Annotated in this window: 19 protein-coding genes and 1 pseudogene; 10 read left to right on the top strand and 10 right to left on the bottom strand. The window is 38.2% G+C overall.

The window, feature by feature from the left end; translation table 11 throughout:
- The first annotated feature begins 321 nt into the window (after positions 1-321).
- Positions 322-534, top strand: coding sequence for a hypothetical protein (locus DB41_RS05035; RefSeq protein ID WP_155117583.1), 213 nt, complete (start codon positions 322-324; stop codon positions 532-534).
- An 86-nt stretch (positions 535-620) separates the two neighbouring features.
- Positions 621-1,559, top strand: a complete 939-nt coding sequence (locus DB41_RS05030; RefSeq protein ID WP_039385002.1) for an ankyrin repeat domain-containing protein — start codon at positions 621-623, stop codon at positions 1,557-1,559.
- Between the two features lie 241 nt (positions 1,560-1,800).
- Here DB41_RS05030 and DB41_RS05025 read toward each other — a convergent pair whose 3' ends face one another.
- The 9 genes from DB41_RS05025 to sctU all read right to left on the bottom strand — a co-directional run bounded on the left by DB41_RS05025 (position 1,801) and on the right by sctU (position 12,021).
- A complete protein-coding gene (locus DB41_RS05025; protein WP_039385041.1) occupies positions 1,801-2,391 on the bottom strand; it encodes a cob(I)yrinic acid a,c-diamide adenosyltransferase in 591 nt (196 codons plus the stop codon).
- Between the two features lie 11 nt (positions 2,392-2,402).
- The gene (locus tag DB41_RS05020) at positions 2,403-3,419 is read right to left on the bottom strand and encodes an HIT family protein (protein WP_039385000.1); all 1,017 of its coding nucleotides are present in this window, start codon (positions 3,417-3,419) and stop codon (positions 2,403-2,405) included.
- Between the two features lie 225 nt (positions 3,420-3,644).
- On the bottom strand, positions 3,645-5,207 hold the full coding sequence (locus tag DB41_RS05015; protein WP_238578432.1) for a transglutaminase family protein: 1,563 nt from the start codon (positions 5,205-5,207) through the stop codon (positions 3,645-3,647).
- Positions 5,208-6,809: a 4-alpha-glucanotransferase gene (locus tag DB41_RS05010; RefSeq protein ID WP_080502415.1), complete on the bottom strand. Its 1,602-nt coding sequence runs from the start codon at positions 6,807-6,809 to the stop codon at positions 5,208-5,210. It abuts the gene before it with no gap.
- A 186-nt stretch (positions 6,810-6,995) separates the two neighbouring features.
- Complete coding sequence (locus DB41_RS05005; RefSeq protein ID WP_162180919.1) at positions 6,996-7,469, bottom strand: CesT family type III secretion system chaperone; 474 nt, start codon at positions 7,467-7,469, stop codon at positions 6,996-6,998.
- Between the two features lie 7 nt (positions 7,470-7,476).
- Positions 7,477-7,797 (bottom strand): TyeA family type III secretion system gatekeeper subunit, encoded by a 321-nt coding sequence (locus tag DB41_RS05000; RefSeq protein WP_039384997.1) that lies wholly within the window; start codon positions 7,795-7,797, stop codon positions 7,477-7,479.
- A gap of 194 nt (positions 7,798-7,991) precedes the next feature.
- Positions 7,992-8,726: a hypothetical protein gene (locus DB41_RS04995; protein ID WP_039384995.1), complete on the bottom strand. Its 735-nt coding sequence runs from the start codon at positions 8,724-8,726 to the stop codon at positions 7,992-7,994.
- A gap of 37 nt (positions 8,727-8,763) precedes the next feature.
- Positions 8,764-10,944 (bottom strand): type III secretion system export apparatus subunit SctV, encoded by a 2,181-nt coding sequence (gene sctV / locus DB41_RS04990; RefSeq protein WP_039384992.1) that lies wholly within the window; start codon positions 10,942-10,944, stop codon positions 8,764-8,766.
- A 3-nt stretch (positions 10,945-10,947) separates the two neighbouring features.
- Positions 10,948-12,021, bottom strand: a complete 1,074-nt coding sequence (sctU, locus tag DB41_RS04985) for a type III secretion system export apparatus subunit SctU (RefSeq protein ID WP_039384990.1) — start codon at positions 12,019-12,021, stop codon at positions 10,948-10,950.
- An 893-nt stretch (positions 12,022-12,914) separates the two neighbouring features.
- On the opposite strand from sctU, the gene ychF reads away from it, so the two are divergent.
- Positions 12,915-14,015 carry a redox-regulated ATPase YchF gene (gene ychF / locus DB41_RS04980; protein ID WP_039384989.1) on the top strand — a complete coding sequence of 367 codons (1,101 nt, stop codon included), beginning with the start codon at positions 12,915-12,917 and terminating at the stop codon, positions 14,013-14,015.
- A gap of 12 nt (positions 14,016-14,027) precedes the next feature.
- A complete protein-coding gene (locus DB41_RS04975; RefSeq protein WP_193365244.1) occupies positions 14,028-15,170 on the top strand; it encodes a class I SAM-dependent RNA methyltransferase in 1,143 nt (380 codons plus the stop codon).
- 254 nt (positions 15,171-15,424) lie between these two features.
- On the opposite strand, the pseudogene lon reads toward DB41_RS04975, so the two are convergent.
- Positions 15,425-17,900, bottom strand: a pseudogene (gene lon, locus DB41_RS04970) (endopeptidase La).
- 416 nt (positions 17,901-18,316) lie between these two features.
- On the opposite strand from lon, the gene DB41_RS04965 reads away from it, so the two are divergent.
- From DB41_RS04965 to DB41_RS04940, 6 genes are all read left to right on the top strand, one after another.
- Entirely contained in the window at positions 18,317-19,471 is a 1,155-nt protein-coding gene (locus DB41_RS04965; RefSeq protein WP_039384984.1) for a deoxyguanosinetriphosphate triphosphohydrolase family protein, read from the top strand.
- On the top strand, positions 19,459-20,145 hold the full coding sequence (tsaB, locus tag DB41_RS04960) for a tRNA (adenosine(37)-N6)-threonylcarbamoyltransferase complex dimerization subunit type 1 TsaB (protein WP_039384981.1): 687 nt from the start codon (positions 19,459-19,461) through the stop codon (positions 20,143-20,145). Before DB41_RS04965 ends, tsaB begins: the two co-directional genes overlap by 13 nt.
- 98 nt (positions 20,146-20,243) lie before the next feature.
- Positions 20,244-20,423 carry a 30S ribosomal protein S21 gene (rpsU, locus tag DB41_RS04955; RefSeq protein WP_039384980.1) on the top strand — a complete coding sequence of 60 codons (180 nt, stop codon included), beginning with the start codon at positions 20,244-20,246 and terminating at the stop codon, positions 20,421-20,423.
- A gap of 181 nt (positions 20,424-20,604) precedes the next feature.
- A complete protein-coding gene (gene dnaJ / locus DB41_RS04950) occupies positions 20,605-21,759 on the top strand; it encodes a molecular chaperone DnaJ (RefSeq protein WP_039385035.1) in 1,155 nt (384 codons plus the stop codon).
- A 935-nt stretch (positions 21,760-22,694) separates the two neighbouring features.
- Entirely contained in the window at positions 22,695-22,955 is a 261-nt protein-coding gene (locus tag DB41_RS04945) for a hypothetical protein (protein ID WP_039384979.1), read from the top strand.
- 29 nt (positions 22,956-22,984) lie between these two features.
- Entirely contained in the window at positions 22,985-23,995 is a 1,011-nt protein-coding gene (locus DB41_RS04940; RefSeq protein ID WP_052243920.1) for a hypothetical protein, read from the top strand.
- The last annotated feature ends 246 nt before the right edge of the window (positions 23,996-24,241 follow it).

Below are 24,241 nucleotides of genomic sequence, written 5' to 3'. Positions count from 1 at the left end.
CGGGCATTCCAATAATCCGTAAAATACAAGGAATGTCAAGCAGAACAGCTTAATATATCCTTGGAGGGTACACAGCACTTAGGAAACCTATATGCTACCTTGCAAGAGCTTTTTAAAGATAAACCTCGCATAGGAAAAGGAGTAATCAGCAGTCTACTTGGCAGCAGTATGGATATCTTAACTGGCGTTATATACAAGAAGAATTGCAAGCGCTGCAGTGCTGGAGTAGCACCAAAAAGTTACGGAAGTTTTGCCACAAGCTTTTAAAGCAGACCAAACATTTCACCTTTCTGTGCTTACTTGAAAGATACTGCTATTCCTATGACCCATAATGCTGCCGAAGAATCTTTAAGAAATCTAGCCATTGCACCTAAGTTATATCCAGGTAGCCAGTCTGCCTATGGCAAAAGATGGAGAGAGGTGCTGCCTAGCTGTATCGAAACTCTTTATCGACAAGGAAAATCTATTTTAGATTTTCTAGCAGATGCTATTCATGCAGCTCGTACTGAGCAACCTATACCTTCTGATATCTAAAAAGCCTTTTATATCCCGTGATCGCTTATAATTGAACTACAACCCTCTTTTTTATTAGGGGAGTAGGAATTAAGGAGATTAACCTTATGCATCCAATAACAAATAATTCGGCTATCTCTGTATCTACTATTCTTCATGAAAGATACTTCCTGGAGTTAAGCCCATTTGAATCCTGGCCCGATGAATTGTTTCTTTCCATCTTACATTATCTAAGTGCTGTGGAAATGTGCCAACTAAGGCTAGTGTGTAAAAAGTTTACCCAATTATCTAGAGATGAGAGCCTTCCAATTTTTATTGATGAAAGTAAAGACCCTAATGTTTCTACCCTGCAGTGGTTTTGCCGTCAGGGGCAGATCAAACGAGTCAAGCAAATTATAGAAGCTAAAAATCCATCGATTCTTTGTACTTTCTTTAAGGAACAAAAGAGTTTTTTAAGTGAAGCCGTGTGTTCTCGTCAGGAAGAATTAGTGCATTACCTTCTCTCCAAAGGAGCAGATGCGCAAGTAAGCGATTGTAACAGTAAAAGAGGATCTACTCCTCTTCATCTAGCAACAAAGCGAGGTCTAATGGGGATTACGTCTCGCTTACTTGATTATGGGGCGGATATAAATGTCATAGATAAGAAATGGAAAACTCCTCTCCATTATACTATCGGTAAGAAACGGTTTTATCCTGAAATTATTAAGCTTCTATTAGCAAAAGGAGCTGACCTTCATGTAGCTGGAACTCTTCCTTTTATATATCACGCTATAGAAGAGGGTAACTTCCTTGCTACTAAAAAACTGCTTAAGCTAGATAAAAAGCGCCGAAAAGAGGGAGACTCCCCACTGTTAGACTCTTCTTTAGATGTAAAAGATTTTGCCAAGCAAAAATGTAAATTTTTGCCAAATAAAAATTCTACCACTGAAAGAAAAGCTCGGTATGAAATCACGGTGTGTATTAAGAAATATTTTAAGCATCTTCAAAAACTTGAAAAAGAAGCTTTAAAAAATGATATATGTATTATTTCGAAAGACACCAGCTAATACCTTTTTGTAGAAGCGATAGTTCAACGTTATTAAGCGCTTCTTAAGGCTGTATGGATGGATAAAACGCTTTGATTTATTGCAAAAAATATAGGAGAGTGTGATTAAGCATATTTTTTATCTATAGGTAATAGGCGTTGCCCTGAAAGGAAAAATTCATAAGCGGTGTAAGAGTCTTTTTCTATTAAATTTATTTAAGCTTTCAAGAGATAACCTCATTCTTGAGGTGACCAGTTTTCATTTAGCTTTCAATAAGAGATGAGTGTTTATGCATAGTCCAGAAGGTCTCCGGTTGCTTACATAGATGATTGACATATCGAGAGCACACAAAGAGATAATCTGACAAGCGATTAAGATAAATGGTAACATTTTTTGAGATATCGGCTTTTCTGCTAAGAGGGATCACATCTCTTTCAGCGCGGCGGCAGATACTGCGTGCTAGATGCAGAAAAGCGCCGGCAGGATGGCCGCCAGGGAGGATGAAAGTATGAAGTTGGGGGAGTTGCTCTTCCATTAGATCAATCCATTTCTCTAAAAATTCAATGCCTTCCTGATCAAAACGTGTGCGCTCAACTTTACTTGCTGAAGCCTGACTGAGGGGAGTAGCGATGGCGGCTCCCAGATCAAACAAAGTGTGTTGAATGGTTTCTAGTTGTTTTCTAGTTAGCTGTAATTGTGGATCATTAGGTAATAGGGAAAGAGCCGCTCCAATCGCTGAATTGCATTCATCCACAGAGCCTAAAGCTCCGATGAAAGGATCATCTTTAAGGACACGCTGGCCAGAAAATAATGATGTTTCGCCTTTATCACCGGTTTTAGTATAAATTTTAATCTTTGCCATAACTATTCCTTAGTGTAATTCCTTTCGTTTAAAGAGTTTAAAGCCTCTTTTGCTTGTAGGCGATATATATCGACAAGCTTTTTAAATTTCTTCTCATTAAGAGGAGAGGTAGGGAAAAGCATTTTTTGCAAGACCATTAATTTTCCTATAAATTCATGGGTGCGGTGCGGCACAAAAATAAGGTGCTCATGCCAATGAGGTACAGTTTGCCCGGCATACTTTCCTGACTTATGAAAAATATAGACAATAGGATAGCCTCTTTGTTTATAATATAAAATAAGTTTAGAGGAAATCTCTTGAGCTTCTACATATTCTTCCAAGGTAAGTTCCATAAAATTTGTACGATGGGCTTTAGGGATAATTATAAAATGAAGTTTTTCTTCACCTATTCCTATGGGGGCATGATTGTAGAGTAGATGAGTATGTTTGCCTTCGTAGAGGAGTTGCTTGGCAATAATTTCTGGCTGGCAAAAGACATCTACCGGGGGGCAAAAGTTGTCTTCAGGAATAGGCCTATAACTTTTGGAAAAGAAAGGTAGATAGTCTTGATATTTCCTTTTAATGGATTGACGTTCAGCTTTGGGAAGGCAGGGACTATCAAAGGTTAACTTTCCTAGCACTAAAAGTTGCTCAAATAAATGGTAATTTTTTTTTGTGTAAGGAATAATTTCCCAGAAAAAATTATCCGCATGCATGCGCGGAGGAATGGTAGCAATAATCATAAAGTTATCGATAAATTCATTATCTTTCCATAATTGAGCTGTATTCTCCAGAAGATGATAAGATTCAGCATGCTGTCTTTTAGTCCATTGAGAGAGACTTTTTTCCGGAAATATAGATTCTACTATCAAAGAGTTGGCTTGCAAGGGGCAAGAAGGTACTGCGATCTGAACCGTTTGACTACGATAAATAGTATTTTGGGGATAATGGAGAAACTGTTTGCGAGGAGCCAAGTAAAAAAAAGCCAAACCTGTCATGATGAGTATCAATAGAAGGGCGAGGGAGATTTTTTTTATCATCAGCTATAGCCTTTTAAGATGTAGATTACGAATTCAAATGTCATCCATTCTTAATTTTATTACCTCTAAGAAAAAAGGATTTTGGCTAACAGAAGAAAATGTAGGATGCTTTTTTTTCATCTTGCTTTCACAATGTAAGCATTAAAATTTTGCTAACTCATCTTTAAGCTATAGGATTGCTTTAACTTCTGTTAGCTTGCAAGCCTGCATTGAATTTCTTTCAATCTAATCCGCAAGAAATTCAGGGCATAAGTAGGCAATTTTATATCTAAGCTCTTTTAAAGCAAGTGGAAAATGATTACGCCCATGTGCAATTTTTTCTGCTATTTTTAGATGATCCCATGCTTTATTATAATCCATTCTTTCTGCATAGAGTGTAGCCATGTAATAGTGGGTAGTAGGATCGAAGGGTTCAAGGGCATGATGTTTCTCTAATATTTCAAGTGCCTCTCCTTCGCGATGAAGCTGCAACCATGTGATAGCTAAAGCGGCCATGCCGGCTCGAAACTGAGGATATTTTTTTATAGCTTGGGCCAGTCGGCTTTGTTTTTCGAGGATGGAGGCAGCTGTTTCATCTACTCGCATAAATATGGCTTTTATTCCTTCTGCGTCTATGTTCCCTAAAAGATAATCCTCTGCTAAAGTACTGGAGCTAATCGTATAGGTAGGAATATAATTTTTAACTTCCTCTAGCAAAGCAATTGCCTTTTCAGGATTCCCTACAAATAAATAATTAAAGCCCAAAAGCTCTTTTAGCAAGATATCGTGAGGTAAATAGGGAAGAGCTTTTAAATAAATAGCTAAGGACTGCTCATATTTTTCTTCCTGTAAAAATACAGAAGCTTGGTTGATATAAGCAAAGCCAATAACTTCTTTAAGATCACGCAACTGCAGCTGGCATGTGTCGAGGCTCAAATACTCTTCACTTTCAAGATCAATTCCTCGCGCCGTTGTTTCGATGTTGATAGCTTTGTCACCTTGATGATAGCGGACGTAAATGTGGCCAGGTGGGGTAACCATCTCTAAGGGTAAACTAAGACGTTGGGCCAAGCTAAGGTAAAGAATAGAAACCCCTAAGCAGACTCCTTTTCTAGAATCAAGTACAGCGGGTAAAAATGTATAAATATCTATATCTTTAGCATATAAAGAGTGAGGGGGAAAACGAAACTCCATTTCGGTAAACACAAAATGATTAATCGCTTTGATTATTTGTTCAGGAGTAGCAGGGGTAGGAATTTGAGCTAATATTTGAAGAGCCATTAAATCTATCAGGGCTTCATAGCTATCAATTTGTAAAAGGGCTGCCGGTCCCTCACCTAGCTGCGATAAAAAGATCCCTCGTGCTAAATCAATCTCTTGGGAAGGCAAAGCGATAATATCTGCTTCTGAAGTGGCCTTATAGCCTTTTAGCCTTCTATTGCCTAGCTGGCTGCAGAGCTTATTTATCACCTTTAGCTCTGCCCCTGAAAGAGAAGGGAGCTCTTCATTAGGTTCTTTGTTAATTAAAGCAATGATCGTTTGAAGGATAGAATTCACATCGGGTAAAGAGGATAAAGAGACGTTTTCATTACCACTGTTTTTATTAAGAAGTTGCCATGCGTCATGGCAAGCTTTTTTGCCTTCTACGCTATGAGGATAAAGCTGATAGAAGGCAAGGTGTTCTGCAATGGAATGAGGATTTAAGCTACTATAAAGTGCTTTAACCTTAGGGTGGCTAGGCTCTCTTGTTTCCCCCAAAGATGAATAGAAAAAAATAAGGAAGATAAAGAAAATCAAGCGCATTTTCATTTAATTGTTTACTTCAATTAAGCTCTTCATAAGAGCTATTAATTCGCTGTTATGATAAATCTCTTCAAAACAAAGTCGATAACGATAGGTCCAATTGGTAGTGGATTGCCCCGACGGATCATTAATGCGCTCATCGCTGAGCTCATCCCATGCCATATAGGGAAAAAGGGAAAAGTATTCATGGAGAAGATTGATATGAAAAAGGCTAGGAGATCGATGGCTGTCTTTAAGGATGGCTAGATTTTTCTCAAATGATAAATCAGGCTCATACTTCCATCCCTTGGCTTGACATAGATAAAGGGCTTCCTCGGGATGGTTTTTCCACCACTGTTTTAATGTTTCTGAATCATGGGTAGAAACTGTAGTCATGCTTTCTGGCGGATAGGCATGGATATCAATAAAGCTTTTATCTCCTTCCCAATTTCTCTCCCATCGCATAACTTTTGTAGCACAAATCCCTAAGTTTTTTAAGCATTCTCTCACCTTGGGAGGGACGGCCCCTAAGTCTTCGCCAATGGGTAGCATCGAGCAATTTTTTAGCATCATCGTCAGATTTTTTTTACCTAAAGGAGCCCATTGTGTTTCATCTTCAGGAAAAAACTTTCCCTGAACGCTAGCTTGACCTAACGGTATAGCCCATATACGAAAAAAGCCCACGATATGATCAATGCGAAAAATATCATATAGGCGACCAGCCACCTTTAAACGCTCTTGCCACCAGGTATAATGGTCTTTTTCCATCTCCTCCCAATTGTAAAGAGGAAAGTGCCAATTTTGCCCTTCTTGACTGTAGATATCTGGGGGAGCACCAGCATTTTGATCCATGATAAAAAGTTTGCGATGAAGCCATACATCGGCGCTTTCTCGGCTGATAAGGATAGGGATATCGCCTTTTAATAAGATGTTCTTAAATTGAGCATACTTTCGTACTTCTTCAAATTGTTTAAAACAAAGATATTGGAGGAATATATGATAGGAAATTTGGGTCTCATATTTTTTTTGCAGCCGCTCTATTTCTGCTGGGCAAGGATCTTGAAGTTCTGAAGGCCAGCTATCTAAAGGTTGCCAATTGCTAATTTCTTTTAATGCCTTAAAAAGAGCATAGCCCTGCAGCCAAGGATTTTCTTTAGTAAAATTTAGGTAGTCTGGCAATTGAGATTGATGGGCATAAGTATATTGATAGTAGAGCTGTAAAAAAAGATCGCGTTTAATATGTAGGGTAGGGTAATCCACACGCTGTTTTTTTGTGAGTAATTGCAATTCAGCAAGTAAGCCTGCTAAATCTTTATAAGTTTCTACACCGGGAAGGGAAGAAAGACTTATATGTAAAGGATTTAAAGCAAAAGCTGAAATAGAGCTGTAGGGGCTAGGTTCGGGACCCGTATCATTGAGGGGAAGAAGTTGAATCACATTAAAATTAACTTGATGGCACCAATCAATCACCCATTTTAAATCATGAAATTCGCCTATACCCCCACTATTCTTGGTATGTAAAGAAAATAGGGGAACATTAATTCCGTGGTGCTGTTTTATGCCTACCGCCTTCCAGCCGGGAGCTGAGGGAGTGGCCAAAAGCGAGTTACAAAGCTGGGGTGTTATCATTGTCATGCCTGCAGATTAATAGATAGTCTATATAAGAATAAATATAAAAAAATGGCTAAATCATCCTAGCCATTAATTTTCAAAATAAGATAAGCAGCTTTATGCTTGCTTTTAGATTTTCTTGGCCAAAAGCCTCTTTGAAATGATGAAGAGAGCTTACCTGCCTGCCTTAAAAATATCAGCCTATCAAGGCCGTATGCCAAAAAAGCTACCAGCTCCTTCTGGAGAAGTTAAGCTAGAAAAGCCGATGGTGGGAATTTCTCCGCGGTTAAGAGCTTCTTTCCAAAGAGTCACTTTTTCTGATAAATTCTGCATAATTGCATTCACTTGCTCTCCGGAGATCTCATCAAAAGGTAACATATCAAACAAAAAAAACATTTGAGTTTTTTTACTAAAAGCAAATATGCCTTCATGGGCTTTGTTTAGATGATTAAATTTAAGCGCTTCTCGAAAGATATTTTCACGAAAACGGCCGATAGGCAATTCAAGGATTTCGAAGGAAATGATGAGATAAGGCTGAGAGTTATGCTTCTGCAACACCACCTCATTATTGCCTTTTAAAAGAAGGGTAATATTATTATTGCCTGTAGGCTCTAAATGCGAAAGTTCAATTTTCTCTCCAAGATCTTTCAGAAGCGATTCTAGATTATGAGAAGGCATTAAAACCTCATTCATTATTAGGGTTAATATGTAGCTGCTGTTCTTCTTCTTGTTTAATTAGCTCTTCTTCTAATTGATCTTCTAAGTCACTTAAGGCTTCAAGGATGGCACTAAACATTTCATCGCGATGTTGGACAGAGCGAAAGATATGATGGATAGAAACTTGTCTAACTGCATCACGCATCTGGTTGATCAAAGTAATTTTATCTTCTATTGTCTGTGCACCAGCTTTCACGGCTGCCTGGATAATTTTATCCGACGACAAAAATCTTTCTGCGGCCAAATATAAGAATTGCCTAGAAACTTCATGGGCAGTAAATTTTGCCATAGTCAATCGTGGTTAAAAATTCTAGCCAGCTCTAGCGGCTTTTGTAGTTTTGTTAGCGTTTCGAATTTCAAAATATCTATCAACGCCCATGATAGCTTGCAATTTTTTTAAAAGAGCCATCGTATTTTTCATGTGGGCCACGTCTTCTTTGTCATCTAGCTTCTTTAGCTTATTTATTTCTATCCCACATTTTTTTAAAAGGAAAGACTCAATTTTTTTAAGTTTTTTCCATAGCCTTCATCTAACATTTTATAAATAGCTGTAGCTTCAATAGGGTTGGACATCAAATAATCTAATAATTTATTGAGATCCCCTCCTTGCACAATTTTTAAGGCAGCTTCTGTGGCTTCTTGTGTAGCCTTTTTGGCTTCCTTCTCGACCTTTTGCGCTACTTCCTGTTCACGTTTATCAATGATTTCCTTGTTTAAATCTACCTGAGCAAACTGAAGAGTTTCTTTAAAATCCTCTAAAGTCACAGAAATAAGAAATTCTAATGCTAAGCTAGCTTCAATAGGATTGGGATATTCTTTTTGGATCATTTCCAAGATCTCTTGCTTACTCATGCCATCTTTAAGCTTTTCTGTTAAGGCGAGTAAGCCTGCAGGAGGAAATTGAGGGTTCCTTCTTGAAAATTCTTGAGCCCTTTCCTCTAACTCTTTAGGCGGCATTAGCTTTTTTTGCGCTAATTTGGCTTCCTTAGCTTTTTTTACACTAGAGGTGTGAGCTTTAATCTGACGATCTGAGCGGCGCAGCGCTGCCGCTAAGGGATTTTTTTCCTCTGATTGTTGCTCTTGCAATTCTGCTTTTTGCTCAGAAGCGATAATAGCAGCTTTTGCTACCAATTTATCGGATGCTTGATCCTCTTTCATTCCCATCAGAATTTGTTTTAGTCCATCCGGGTTTTGTAAATGTCCAAGATCTACGACCATAGCTTACCTTCTTGTGAAACTTAACGTTAAAATTAGGCTATCCTATCTGTATTCTCCCTAAGGGTTGAAGACGAATATCAGAAACAATTTCTTGGTAGGAGACTACCGAAATATCAGAAAACTCCATTTCTACAAGTTTGCGAACGAAACGGCGAACGTCGATGGCTGTTAAGATAACGGGGGGCTGCCCGCCAGGAGGGGGAGGCGCCACGGTATTGCGAATGCTTTGTAGAATTAATTGAACAGAATCAGGGTCTAAAGCTAAATAGGAGCCGGCAGAAGTTTGTTTAATAGCACCGCGCACCATATCCTCAATTTCAGGGTCTAAGATATAAACTGAAAGAACAGATTGCCCTTGTGAATATTTAAAGCTAATGTAGCGTTTAAGGGAGGAACGTACATATTCCGTCAGTAAAACTGTATCTTTTTCTGTTTGGGCCCATTCACTTAAAGCTTCTAAAATTGTGCGTAAGTCTTTGATTGAGACCTGTTCTTGAATTAAACGTTTAAAGATATCGGTCATTTTCTGGAGCGGAATTAAACGGGTAACTTCTTTGACCAGATCAGGAAAAGACTTTTCTACAAACTCAATCATCGATTTTACTTCTTGGATGCCCACAAATTCATTAGCATAATGGCGAAAAAAGTAAGACACATGCAAAACCATCACCTCTAAGGCATTCCAATATTTGATACCTGCTTTATCTAAAAGTTCTTTGTTTTGTATATTTACCCACAAGGAAGGCATCCCTAATGAGTTCTTATAGCTCACGTAAGGAAGGTTGTAGCGCTTAAGATTTTCTTCACTCTCGTTTGTTAGCACGCTGTTTTCTAAAGCCCTTCCTCGGATAATAGGAACTTCATTCAGGTGAATGGAATATTCATCGGATTCAAGGACAGGGGAGTCTGTACGTACGTGCACGCCAGGAAATCTCACTCCTAGATCTGCATAGAGAGCTTGACGCATCTTAGGAATCATTTGATCGACAAAACTTTGTCCTTTTTGGGCTTTTTGGATCTCTCCACTTAAATGTTTCCCACATTCTAGAATCACAGGAAGGGTGAGAGCATAATTATCAATGCCTCCACCTGCAATCACTTTATGGCCGGAAACAGAAGTGTCTATGCTAGGGCTTGCTGCGGCTACTGAAGAAATAGTTCCTCCTCCCGCTGAGGTAAGGCCGCCCGCAGCTTCTCTTTTCTGCCTTGCTGCTGACATAAGAGAGTAGCCAATTAAACCCATTCCTGCAGAAAGTATTAAGAAGGGAGCGGCAGGAAATCCAGGCATAATGGCCATGCCCATTAAAAAGGCTGCAGCAAGGAGCAGGGCTTTAGGCTGCTTTAAAATTTGTCCTGATATTTCAGCACCTAAGTTGGAATCGGAAGTTTCATTAGAAACACGTGTAGTAACTAAACCTGCAGTAATAGTAATCAATAAAGAAGGAATCTGAGATACCAGACCATCACCGATCGATAAAACGCTATAGGTTTGGGCGGCATCCGTCATGGTCATTCCATTCATCGTATTACCGATAATAATTCCCCCTAAAATGTTAATAAGGGTAATTACAATGCCTGCAATCGCGTCACCTTTCACAAATTTCATTGCACCATCCATCGCACCATATAGCTGGCTCTCTTTTTGAATGGCTAGGCGTTTTTCACGGGCTTGGTTTTGATCTAAAATGCCTGCCCTCATATCAGCATCGATACTCATTTGCTTACCAGGCATCGCATCCAAAGTAAAACGTGCGGCTACCTCTGCCACCCGTTCAGCACCTTTAGTGATTACAATAAATTGGACCAAGGTAATGATAAGAAATATAACTCCTCCCACTACAAAGTTGCCGCCGACAACAAAATTACCGAAACCATAAATAATTTCGCCTGCATCAGCATGTAATAAAATTTGACGAGTGGAAGCAATATTTAAGCCTAGACGGTAAAGGGTAGTAATTAGCAGTAAAGAAGGAAAGATAGATAGATGCACAGCACTAGGGATATACATCCCCACCATTAAGAGAGCCACTGAGATCGCTAAGTTAAAGGCAATTAAGTAGTCAATGAGGTAAGGGGGCAGCTGAAGGATAATCATCATTAAAATGCCGATGATCAAGCAAGCAAGGAATATATCACTTGATCTTGAAATATTTTCAAGCGATCTTTCTCCTCCTAGGCGGGCAGTTATTCCGTCCAAAATTTTTCTAAAAAAGTTCATCTGTTACTTTTCCCCTATATAATCGTATTGAGCCTCAGTATTTAACGAGCTAACCCACCGTAGTATTTCTGCTAAGGCTTCATAGGTGTCTTCGGGGATGTACTGATAAATTTCCCCAGATTCCCAGAGTCGATGGGCTAATTTAATATTCCGTAAAACCGGAACTTCGTATTCTTCGGCAAGTTTAATAATTCTTTCTGCTAGTAAATCTTTACCCATTACTAAGATGTAAGGAGCTGCGTCTATTTCTCGTTCGTATCCTATTGCTATGGCTAGGTGAGTAGGATTAGTGACCACTGCTTTGGCCTTTTTAACACCTGCTGCAGGTCCTTCTGAATAAGCAATCTCATGGGCAATTTGCTTTCGTTTACCTTTAATATGTGGGTCCCCTTCCGAGTTTTTATACTCTTGCTTAACCTCAAATTTTTCCATTTTCATTTCTTTAGCAAATGTTTTCTTCTGATAGATAAAATCGGCTACCGCGATGATAATAAAAAATAAGCCTATTTTAGCCACCACTTCCATTAAAAAAGCATCAAAAACCAACAAAGCAGATATCATCGGCATCGACACTGTTTTTATCAAAATGGGTAAACTCTTCATCATGACCTGGTAGATTAAGTAGCTAGCAATCAATAACTTTAATGTCGACTTTAACAATTCAATTAAAGTCTTAAGCTTAAACTTTGCTTTTAAGTTTTGTATCGGATTAAATTTTTTGGGGTCAAACTTAAATACTTCTATAGCAAAAACCGGGCCAACAGTTAAAAAATTGACGATAACGCCGACTACACATACGATAGCCATCAGAGGAATACTAGCTATAAAGATTACAATAGCTGATTGGTAATAGAGTTGAGGAATAGCTACCTCCAAGTTAGTGGTGGCTATCATGCGAAAAGTCCCTACCGTAAAATCCCCAAGTTGCTGATAAAGGGTTGAACTTAATGCTACGGCTGCATAAACCGAGACAATGAAGGTAAAAGCAGAAGGAAGGTCTTGAGATTTAGCTACCTGACCCTTCTTTTTTGCATCTCTTAATTTTTTTGGTGTTGCTTCTTCGGTTTTTTCGCCCATGGTCACAGCCTCTGCTTAGGAATAAATGGGCAAAAATAAAGAAATTTTATCAGTTATAATGAAAAATTTAAATATTTGCCCGTGCGCAAATGATGACAAGACATTCTTTCACTCTACAAGTCTAGTATAATTCTTTTCTTTCTGAATGGTCAAGGAGTTTTGGATGGCCCCTCTTTCCAAACGAGATGAAAATTAATTTTTCCAAAATTTATTTAAAGTTAACAAGCGTTAGGTAAGCTTTTTAGGGGGTGGATGACAAAATCGAAGTAGAAATTACAATAATTTAACAAAGAAATTAAAGTCAGGTTCTTAAAACTAGTTAGATTATAACTAAAAATTCCATTAATTTCAGCGAGCAAGCAACCCTTTAATTGTGGAGGACTTAAAGGTAATAGGGAAAATGATATCCACAAGCTTTTGCTAGAAAGTAATCTAAAAATATTTAAAACTTTCCAAAAAAGTTTTAATTCAAAAAATGATAATTATTTTAACTTTATTCTGCGCGCCTAGAGGTGCTTTATGATAGGTTATCTCTATAAGAAAAGGCTTGAGCTTAAAATCTTAAGCTAGGAGGTCTGATTGTAAAGATCCTTTAAGATAATTCAATAAACCAGAAAAGTTCTTTTCTAAAGGTGGGAAATTTTATTAGGAAATAATAAGTGAAGGATATCTTTTGAAGGAACGAGAGCCTTTTGACTAAGAAACCAGTCTGTTATGGATATCGCCTTAATAAAGCTAAAATTAAGATTAAACTTTAATTTTCCTAAGAAAATAGCAAGAAGAAATATTGTAACACTATTTTTTCCTATTCTATGACTTCCCCCATGATTCTCTATTGTTTTTTTTACTATTTCATCCTATACTTTTGCCACTAATTACTATGAGGTATCTATATGGCAGCCGGTCGACTTTCTTGCGGTATTGTAGGTCTCCCAAATGTGGGAAAGTCTACTTTATTTAATGCCCTAACATCCAATCAAGCTCCTGCATCAAATTATCCTTTTTGTACTATCGACCCGAATGTTGGGGTGGTAGAAGTACAAGATACCAGGCTGCATGTCTTATCGGAGATCTCCCATAGCAATAAAATCATTTGTGCGACTATGGAGTTTGTGGATATTGCTGGGCTAGTTGCTGGTGCTTCCCAAGGCGAAGGCTTAGGTAACAAATTTTTGGCAAATATTCGAGAAACAGATGCTATTGTTCATGTGGTTCGCTGTTTTGATTCTTCCGATATCGTGCATGTATCAGGACAAACAGATCCTATCAGAGACATCGAAGTGATTAACCTGGAGCTGTGCTTAGCAGATTTGCAGATGATTGAAAATGCTATCCCGCGCGTTGAAAAGCAGCTTAAAGGAAAAAAAGAGCTTGCTTTAACCTTATCTGTGCTTAATCGTGTGCAAGAGCATTTAAATGCCAGCAAGCCGGTGAGAATGTTAGAATTTACACCTGAGGAACGAGAAGTTCTTCAGCTTTATCCCTTATTGACCATGAAAAAAGTCATTTATGCTACTAATGTTTCGGAAAACGATCTTCCTGACATGGAAAATCCTTATGTAAAACGTGTGCGTGACTATGCGGCTGCAGAGGGGAATGTTGTAATTTCTATTTGTGCCCGTATAGAAGAGGAGATTGCTCAGCTTAACTTAAGTGAACGCCAACAATTTTTAGATAGCTTGGGACTGCAAGAATCGGGGCTACAGCGCTTAATTAGAGCCTCTTATGAGATGTTAGGGCTTATTAGTTATATCACCACTGGAGAAATTGAAACGCGCGCTTGGACCATCAATAGAGGTACCTCGGCAGCAGAAGCAGCTGGTAAAATTCACTCAGACATTCAAAAAGGATTTATTCGTGCCGAAGTTGTTTCTTATGAAGATATGGTTACTTATAAAGGACGTGTAGCCGCACGTGAAGCTGGAAAGGCTCGCTCTGAGGGACGAGAATATGTGGTAAAAGACGGCGATGTTATTTTATTTATGCATAATTAAGCAGGTATTATTGTGTTAGAAAATCCTAATCATCTTTTTGTGACTTGCGGACAAGGTCTAGAATCTTTATTAATCCAAGAATTAGCGGAATTAGGCTTTACTCAGGTAAGAGAAGGATTTCGAGGAGTTTATGTCTTTGATAAAAGTTTCCCCGCTATTTTTCGCCTTAATTATTGTTCTCGTATAGCAGGAAGGGTTTTACTTCCACTTGCTCAGTTTCCCTGCTATGATCAAAAAGGCTTGTACAAAGGGGGAAGCAGTATTGATTGGTTAAAATATTTACCTTCAGGAAAAAATTTTGCCATAGATGCCAATGTTTCCCATCGGCAGCTAAAAAATAGCTTGTTCGCAGCACAGGTTCTTAAAGATGCTATATGCGATCAAATACGTGCAAAAACCGGCAATCGCCCAAGTGTAAATGTTAAAAATCCTGATGTACAATTAAATCTATTTATTCACGATAATCAAGCGACTATAAGCGTAGATACTTCTGGAACTCCCTTGCATAAAAGAGGTTATCGGCAAGAGTCGGCAGAAGCTCCTTTGCAGGAATCTTTAGCTGCAGCTTTGCTACGCCTAGCTGATTATCAACCTCACGAAATTTTACTAGATCCTTGTTGTGGGGGAGGAACCTTATTAATAGAAGCGGCATTAATCGCTTCTCGTACGGCACCTGGATATTTGCGTCAAAAATGGGGATTTATGCTTTTACCTCATTTTTCTTTTGAAGAATGGTTAAAAGTAAAAACAGAAGTAGATGCTTTACGGCAAGCGATCCCAAAAAATCATTTATTTGGGATAGATATTAATAAAAATGTAGCGCGTATCTGTCAAGGTAATTTGCGGGCTGCAGGGTTTTTAAAGGATGTTCTAGTTAAGCAAGCTGATTTTAGAGAATTTAGTCCTTCAATATTGCCTACCATGATTTTAACCAACCCTCCTCACGGAAAAAGATTAGACAATGTAGACACTCTTATTCCTTTATACAGAGCGCTGGGGGACTTCATGAAGCATCATGTTTCTAAACCTGCGCGAGGCTTTATATTTACGGCTAATACCCCTTTGGTCAAAGAAATTGGATTGTCAGCGAGTCGTCGCCATGTTATTACTAATAGTAGCGTGGATAGTCGCTTGCTTGAATTTGATCTTTATTAATAAAAGCTTTCCTAAACAGTGGATAAAGTTTTTTATAAAGTGCTAACCTCTCCATGCGGCATTTAAATCTTACCGTCTAAAGACCCTACGTCTATAAAGTCTAAAAAGGAGAACATCTTTCTGAGAGCTCCCTCTCTCCTTAAAGTGAGGATTTTTATTAAGTCGATGATTACTCAAGAAGTTACTCAGAAGAATAAGCTATTATTCATGCATTCCCGAAAGGTTAAACTATGATAGAGGATTTTTTTAAATCTCTATTTGTCCAACTTAGCGCCTAGAGCATGCTCCAGATCAGGAAAGGCAATATGAAAGACTTCGTCATAATGTTGTACGAAATGTATGTCTATTCCTTTTTTGATGTAATCAGGAAGTTCCTCATAATCTCTTAAATTATCTTTAGGAAAGATAAGAGTTTTTAGACCCGAGCGTCTAGCTGCTACTAGTTTTTCTTTTACCCCGCCGATAGGCAAAATGCGGCCGGTTAGAGTTAGCTCTCCTGTCATTCCTAAATTGTTAAGCACAGGGGTATTGGTCAACAAAGATAATAAGGCTGTAACCATGGTAATGCCCGCCGATGGGCCATCTTTGGGAGTAGCACCTTCAGGGATATGAATATGAACTTGCGCTTTTTCAAAAAAGCTATAACTGGGAGCATATTTGTTTAAGGCACTATGTAAATAGCTCCAGGCAATTTCAGAAGATTCTTTCATGACCTGGCCTGCTTGGCCCGTTAGCTTCATCTCCGTTTTTTCTGCGGCTACTTTAATTGTTTCAATGTAGAGAGTGGCTCCACCCATTGAAGTCCATGCTAAGCCTGTGCTAACCCCTATAGGATTATGTTCATAAAAACGATCTGAGGTAAATATAGGCTTACCGAGATATTCATGTAAACTGGTGGGAGTCACACTATAAGAAGAAGTTAAGACTTTTGTATCCTTTTGCTTGTTATTTTTACGAGGTTTTTCTGCAGCTAAGGAGGCCTCTCGAACAATACGTAGGGCGATCTTACGCATGATCTTTTTAATATTATTTTCAAGGCTTCTTACTCCCGCTTCACGTGCATAACCATTGATAATAGCTCTTAAGCCTTCAGTCGTAAAGGTGATATCTTTAGCTTTTAATCCCATTAATTTACGGTTGCGAGGAAGTAAATACTTTTTGGCAATCTCAATTTTTTCCTGCATAATATAGCCCGAAAGGCGCAAAATATCCATGCGGTCTTTAAGGGGCTCGGGGATTGTGTCTAACACATTGGCAGTCACAATGAAAAGAATATTAGATAAATCACAGTGAACATCTAAGTAGTGATCCAAAAATTCACGATTTTGTTCGGGATCTAGAACTTCTAACAATGCCGAGGCTGGATCTCCATGGTAGCTACTTCCCATTTTATCCACTTCATCTAGCATGATCACGGGATTCATGGTCTGGCAAAACTTGAGTGCTTGAATTAATTTTCCTGGCATAGCTCCAATATAGGTACGGCGATGTCCTTTAATTTCAGCTTCATCTCGCATGCCACCTACAGAGAAGCGATAAAATTTTCTATTTAAGGCACGAGCTATGCTTTTACCGATACTGGTTTTGCCGACTCCTGGAGGGCCGACCAAGCACAATATGCTGCCTTTTACCCCTCCTACAAGCTTACCTACTCCTATAAATTCCAGGATGCGTTGCTTGATGTCTTCTAGGCCATAATGATCGTGCGCAAGGATCTTTTCAGCTTTCATAATATCCTGACACTCTTCACTTTGAATACCCCAAGGTAGATTGGTCAACCAATCTAAATATCCTCGGCATACAGCGTATTCAGCAGATTGCGTCTCTAGTACAGAGAGCTTTTCCATCTCATCTTTTATGACTTTTAATACGTCAGCAGGTATTTTACGTTCTCTGATACGTCCTTCAAATTTTTCTTTGTCAAGAGACTTGTCATCTTTTTCTAATACCCAACTCTTTTTTAATTGTTTTTAGCTGCTCGCGCAGAAAAAAATCTTTCTGGCTTTTAGAGATGGTGGATTCAATCTTTTGATTGATATTATTTTGTAAAACACTTAAGTCTAATTCTTTTTTAAGCAGTAAAAGAGCTCGATCAATGCGTTTTTGGATGTCAAACGTTTCTAATACTTCTTGCAGCTCTTCTCGGGAAGCGGTTGTTAAAGCTACAGCAAAATCTGCAAGTTTCCCAGGCTCGGTAAAATCAGAATGACTAAGAAAAATTTGTAATTCTTCTTTAAAAAGCGGATTTAATTTCAATAATTCTTTAATGGTAGAAATAATACTGATCGCATAGGCTTTAAGCTCAGAGGTAAGCGTAGGACTATCTTCAAAATAAGAAACTTTGGCTTTTAAAACTTTGGAGTTAGAAAGAGGGCGTAAAACACGTAGTCGCCTTTCCATGTTAAGTATAACTTGTGCTCCTCCTTGCTCTAAAGGAATGATTCGCAATAGACGAGCGATAACTCCCACTTGATAAAGATCCCCAAAGCTAGCTTTATAGATATCAACATCTTCTTGCCTGGTTAAAATCAAACCGATAGACTTATGATCAGTTTTAGCCACTAATTTTAGAGTTTCAAAGAAAGGTCCAGGTTCAATAACTATAGGAGCTGCCATCCCAGGAAAAAAAGGTCTTTTCAAAAGAGGAAATATACATAGCTCGTTCGGAAAGGAGTTTCTTTTCTCTGTTTTTTGTTGATTTTCAAGTGTCTTGATCACAGCATTTTCCAGCTGCTGAGTAAAAGAACTGTCTTCAATATCTTCTAGATTCAAACTTGGCCTCTTACCATTTAAATTATAGGAGTGATAATATTATGGAGGATAAAGAATAAACATTCAATTAAGAAAGCGTTTTTTCCTAGGCAGCAGAGATCCTGCCAAAGGTGTTCTTATCAGGGTTGTTTTTAGATAAGCTTTATTCTAAGCTAGCCTATTTAGAAAAACAAGAAAGTTATGTTTCTAAAAAAAATATTTAAATACATTCTTTAATTATTTATATTGCTCAACTAGGCTGCTTTTAAATAAGATTGGAAAGACTTTTTTCTATCAGCTATTCTTCCTGGGTTATAACTCAAACGACTTGTTTTATAAATTATTTTTCACTAAGATTTACTATGAGGAATTTTTCAAAGAATGAGTGTAAATACATGACTATCCCTTTTAGTGAAACTCTTTCCTTTTATCGTCATGCATTAATAAAACAGGAAAAAGCTTATTTGCATCCCTTAGCCGCACGTACATCCACCCACAGTCGGCAGGCTGGTAATGAGGAAGATTATCGTTTACCCTATAAACGAGATGTAGATAAAATCATCCACTCTAGAGCATATGCTCGCTATAATGATAAAACTCAGGTCGTATACTTAGTCGATAATGATCATATTACTCATCGTGGCTTACATGTACAATTTGTTAGTAGCTTTGCTAGGGGAATTGCAGAGATTTTACGCTTGAATCTTGATCTGGTAGAAGCTATCTCTTTAGGTCATGATGTGGGACATCCTCCTTTTGGTCACGAAGGTGAGGAGTATTTATCTGAACTGTCAATAATGTTTGAGAATGGGGCGTTTGCTCATCCTTTGCAATCATGCCGGCTTTTTACTGACATAGAACCGCTTAACCTTGGACTTGCTGTCTATGATGGTTTTCTTTGCCACGATGGTGCAATGAGCAGCTCTTTGATCCATCCTAGCTTTGATAAAACATGGGAAGATCACTTTAACGATAAAAAACAGAAAGCAAGAGAACCGGACTATAACATAATTCCAGGAACTTTAGAGGGGTGCTTAGTGAAACTATGCGATACAATGAGCTACATAGGCAAAGATATTGAAGATGCTATTCGTTTAGGAATCATATCTAAGGAACAGGTGCCCAAAACATTTTTAGGTACTACAAATCAAGAAATTCTGGCGACTCTTGCTAAAGAAATTATTAAAGTGAGTTACGAACAAGCTTACATAGGTATTTCTATGGAAGCTTTTGAAGCTTTAAAGTTTTTGCGTGATTTTAATTTTGCTCATATCTATGTGCATCCTCAACTCAAAGTGGAATCTAGCAAGATCAAGCGAGCGTATCGTCTTTTATTTGAATTATTATTAGAAGACCTTAATCATTTAAATGAAGAAAGTTACGTGTGGAAAAATTATACTTTTAATAAAAATGAGCATTACAAAAATTCTACTTCTTTAGTACAAATGGTGGTTGATTATATTTCTGGAATGACCGACAGCTTTTTTATACGTACCTTAGAAAAACTTACTCTTCCCCGTAGGATTGACTTAAGAGAATGTTTTCGTTAGTAATCGACACTAGTAGTGAGCGCGGCTGCGCAGCCTTCTTTGATGGAAGAGAAGTAATCTTTCAAGGAAATTTTCCGTTTGGATTAAATTCTTCTCAATCCCTTTTGCCCGAAATTGAACGTGGATTGAAATATTTGGGAAGAAAAGCGGCAGACTTGAGCTATGTAGCGGTAGGAATTGGTCCGGGTTCTTATACCGGTATAAGGGTAGGCGTTGTAGTTGCTAAAGCAGTCGCTTTTTCCCTAAGAAAGCCATTGGTTACTTTTTGTAGTTTGGAAGGATTTCTTCCTTCCCATGAGGGCTCGTATGCTGTACTTTTTGATGCAAAGATAGGGGGAGTGTACGTACTAAAAGGCCAAGCTAGCCGAGGAGCTTATGAGAGGGAGGGAAAAGTACAACTTCTTCCTTTAAGTGAAGTGGGCGTATATCTACAAAATGTAAACAATCTGCTTACTCCTAATAGTCTCCTACTAAAACAAAAGATAGAAAATATGTATCCTAACTGGCAGTGGACATGGGAAGAAAAAGGCCCCGATGCGCTTTATTTAAGTCGTTTATCGGAAGATAAATGGAGAAGGGGAGAGATCATGCAAAAAGAGCCCCTCGAGATTTTATATTTGCGTAAAACCCAAGCAGAAATAGAGAAAGAATTGCAAAAGAGTATTCAGTATTGATAAATTACTCATCGATTGTGTATGATGCTTTCATCATTAGAAAACTGGCAAAAGTGTTGCCGTGATTACTAAACTTATAAAATTAGGAATTGAGCGAAATGTCATTAGTAAAAGTCCGTATTGGCGAACCCATCGATAAAGCCCTTCGCGCCTTGAAAAAGAGATTAGATAAAGAGGGTGTAATGAAATCCGTCAAAGCCCATCGCTTTTATGCTAAACCATCGGTTAAAAAGCGCGCAAAATCTAAGGCTGCTTTAAAATACAAAAGACAGCGTTAAAACCAGATTGGCTTGCTTAAGTAACAAGCCGATTGATTTAATATAAGTTCCCCAAAGGGTGTTCAGATTTATTATTACAATGAGTACCTATACCCTTTAGGCTAAAGTTTTTTAAATTCCACCGAGTGTTATGTTTTTTTTGTTAAAAGACATGCACTCTCAAGACATCTATGTGAGCATTATGGCTGACTATTACGAAACATTGGAAATTCCACGAACTGCCACAGCAGACGAGATTAAAAAGGCTTATCGAAAAAAAGCCATAAAATACCATCCTGACAAAAATCCTGGCAATGCTGAAGCTGAAAAACGCTTTAAAGAAATTTCAGAAGCCTATGAAGTTTTAAGTAATGATAAAAAACGCCAAACTTACGATCGATATGGTAAAGAAGGATTAGGAGCAGCGGCAGGAGCAGCTGGAGGAGGGTTTTCAGGATTTTCTTCTGTCGATGAAGCTTTACGTACTTTCATGGGTGCTTTTGGTGGCATGGGTGGGGAGTCTATATTTGAAAGTTATTTTGGTGGAAATGACTTTGGGGGAGGCTCAGCCCAAATGCGTCGCCAAGGCGCTAGCAAACGTGCCAATATCACTATTTCGTTTCTAGAGGCAGCTAAGGGCGTGGATAAGGAATTGGCCATCAATAACTATGTTACTTGTAAGACCTGCCACGGTAAAGGTACCCCCTCTTCTAAGGGCAAGAAAAAGTGCCCGCGTTGCCATGGCGCCGGACAAGTATATGAGCAGAAAGGCTTTTTTAGCATGTCTATGGCTTGCCCTCAATGCCATGGAGAAGGGGAAATTATCACTGATCCCTGTAAAGATTGCCGAGGAGAGGGTTTAATTAAAGAAAAGCAGCATGTTAAAATTCATATACCAGCAGGTGTGGATAGTGGCATGCGCCTTAAGATGAGCGGTTATGGAGATGCAGGTCATGGTGGTGGGCCAGCAGGAGATCTTTATGTCTTTATTAACGTCGAGCCGCATGAAATTTTTGAACGTGAAGGTAACGATGTTTTGCTAGATCTACCGATTAGTTTTACCGAAGCTGCCTTAGGATGTAAAAAAGATGTACCGGGTCTCTATGGCCATACTTGTCGTATTACTATCCCAGAAGGCACCCAAAATGGAAAAGTATTCCGCCTAAGGAATGAAGGCTTTCCCAGCGTGCATGGACAAGGCAAAGGAGATTTACTAGTTAAAATATTTGTGGAAACACCTACACAGCTTTCCGAAAAGCAAATAAAATTGCTGAAAGAGTTTTCTTCCTTGCAAGGTCCTGCTAATTTACCTAAAAGTAACTCCTTTTTGGATAAGATAAAAAGTATTTTTAAATAAAAATTTCTTGTCAATCTTCTTATTCATTGAAAGATAAAGTAGGGTTCGTGGAAATGGAAGGCTAAGTATTTATTTTTTTTTGATGAATACTAAGGTTTGGTTATCTATGCTATAGTTGTTATCTGCTCTCCTTTGTCTTAGCCAACATTAATCCTCTTTTTTAAAACTTTACAAGCGATTCCAAATCTTTATCATAGAGAGGAATCTTGCTTGTGACGACCTTTTTATTATTTATCCTTCGCAAGCATACTTAAAGCTCTACTTTTTAATTTACCTACATTGATGGTTTTAAACGCATATTTCCTTTTTTTTATAACGTTTTCCTCTTGAATACAGGCTAGAATATATTTAAATTTCTTAGCAAATAGATGGGTGGCCGTTATATAGCCGTCTTACAACCTTAAGTTTTCGATCCTTTAGCTGATATTCCCCAATATTTTAACTCTTATTGTTTAACTTTTTTCTTGAGAGGAGTTTAACCTGTCTTTTCCTTAAGGGGAAAGCAGTTAAAAGATAAGAAAATCCCCTCTTAGCTAGGTAATATGGCAGGAAGAGTGGTAATTATGTTTCAACCTCTCCTAGTTTCTCTCTCTTCTCCCTTAAATGGATTAAGCCACGGGCTTTAGAATTTCTTCAATAATGTGCACAAGTATGAGGGTAAAATAAGGGTTTTAAGATATCCTCTTAGTATACCTCCTGACCTATTATGTGAAGATGTCTCTCTTTGTGTAGGCCTACGAAAAAGTTTTACTTTATAGTTTATTCTTTATTTAAACTTTTTCCTTAACCTCAGCTTAAGAACAAGGAAAAAATTTCGAGAAGCTCGATTAATTTTTGATAAAAAATATTTAAGCTTATGGAAGGTGTAATTAAAAGTGTTGGCAAGATAAGGAAGGATTAATACATACTGAAAGCGTAGCAAAAGGAGGTTGCATATGCTTAACGAAGAAGAAGTTAATAACGTATTTAATCGCTTAAAGGAGCATCCCAGTCTATTAGAATCCATCAGAGATTTATTAGATATTACCGAAGGAGTTAAAGGGATTGAAGTGGCGGATGATGCTGAATTTGCTCTTATTCCCGAAGTTAGAGGCTTAGGGAAAAAATGCCTTGAGGATTGGGCAAAGCATCAAGTAAATGAACAAGAAGCCAAGACTCGGGAAATGAAATTAAGGCAGCACTCAAAAAAAAACTAAGTTGGCATACAACATTTGGGATAGTAGGTATGGAAGAGAGGTGCTTCCTACAAGCAGGAAAATTGATTAGACCCTTTTCCTTATCTTCTAAGGTTAGATGTAGAGGGTATTCTTTACCTTTAGAGCGAGCAATAACCGACTTTGGAGCAGATATTGCGTTTGGAAAAGTAGGGGAAAAGATGAAGGAGCATTATGGAATTGAAGCTTCTTCTTCCATGGTTAGATTGATTACCCAAAAGCATGCAAGTAAAATAGCTAAGCTAAAAAAAGAAACGTCCACTCAAGAAGCAATCATTATTAGTGAAACAGATGGGAGTATGGTACCCATTGTGGAGATAAATGAGGCCGACAAACAAGCAAAAAAAGATGCAAGAAAAGCAAGAAAAGTGTGTTGGAAAGAAGCCAAACTAAGTCTGGCAAGAGGCAAGGACAAAGCCAACCGCTTTTATGCTGGTAGTATTGGAACGGCAGAACAAGCAGGCCAACAGATGCTAGAATGTGCTCTTATAGCGGGTCTGAAAGAAGGTAGTTATGTGCATGCAATAAGTGATGGAGCGCCGTGGATAGCTGAACAAATAAAACTAAAGTTTTGCAATCGAAGCGGTCACTTAATTGATTTTTACCATCTATGTGGATATTTATCCGAGGCTGCAATTTGGTGCAATATTTTTGAGCCAAAAAAGTGGTTAGAAGAAAGTAAAGAGAAGTTAAAAGCTGGAAAAAGCCGAGAAGTTTTCAAAGAGATTGAAAATAAGTTCAAGGCGCTAGATCATCCTGAGCAGGAGAATGGCTTAGTAAGATGCTATAGGTATATGGAAAAAAGACTGGATATGATGAATTATAAAAGCGCTTTAGATAAAGGCTTACCGATTGGTTCAGGCGAGATAGAAAGTAGTCATAGGCATGTGGTACAAAAGAGGCTGAAGATAGCGGGAGCTTGGTGGAAGACAGAAAATGCTAATGCGATGCTGAGCTTAAGAATAGGTAGATTAAATGGTTATTGGGAAGCTTATTGGAATTCCTACAAAGCTGCTGCTTAAAAAAGATTGCCAACACTTTTGTTTACACCCGCTTATGGAGATCTTTTTGATAAGCTTTTGACTTATAATGCGGGATAAGCCAATATCCAAAGAGGCCTAGCTTAATCTATAAGCAAATTAAAATTTCAAGTCAGGCTAATCGCTTTCTATATTGCTTTTAAACATGTTTTTTTACATAAATTAGGGGGAACAATATGTCAATTTCTTCTTCAAAATCATCTTTTCCTCTGAGCAGAGGCCTCTATT

This window comes from Neochlamydia sp. TUME1 (assembly GCF_000813645.1).
Classification (GTDB): Bacteria; Chlamydiota; Chlamydiia; order Chlamydiales; family Parachlamydiaceae; genus Neochlamydia.
This window is presented reverse-complemented; position numbering and strand designations above follow the sequence as displayed.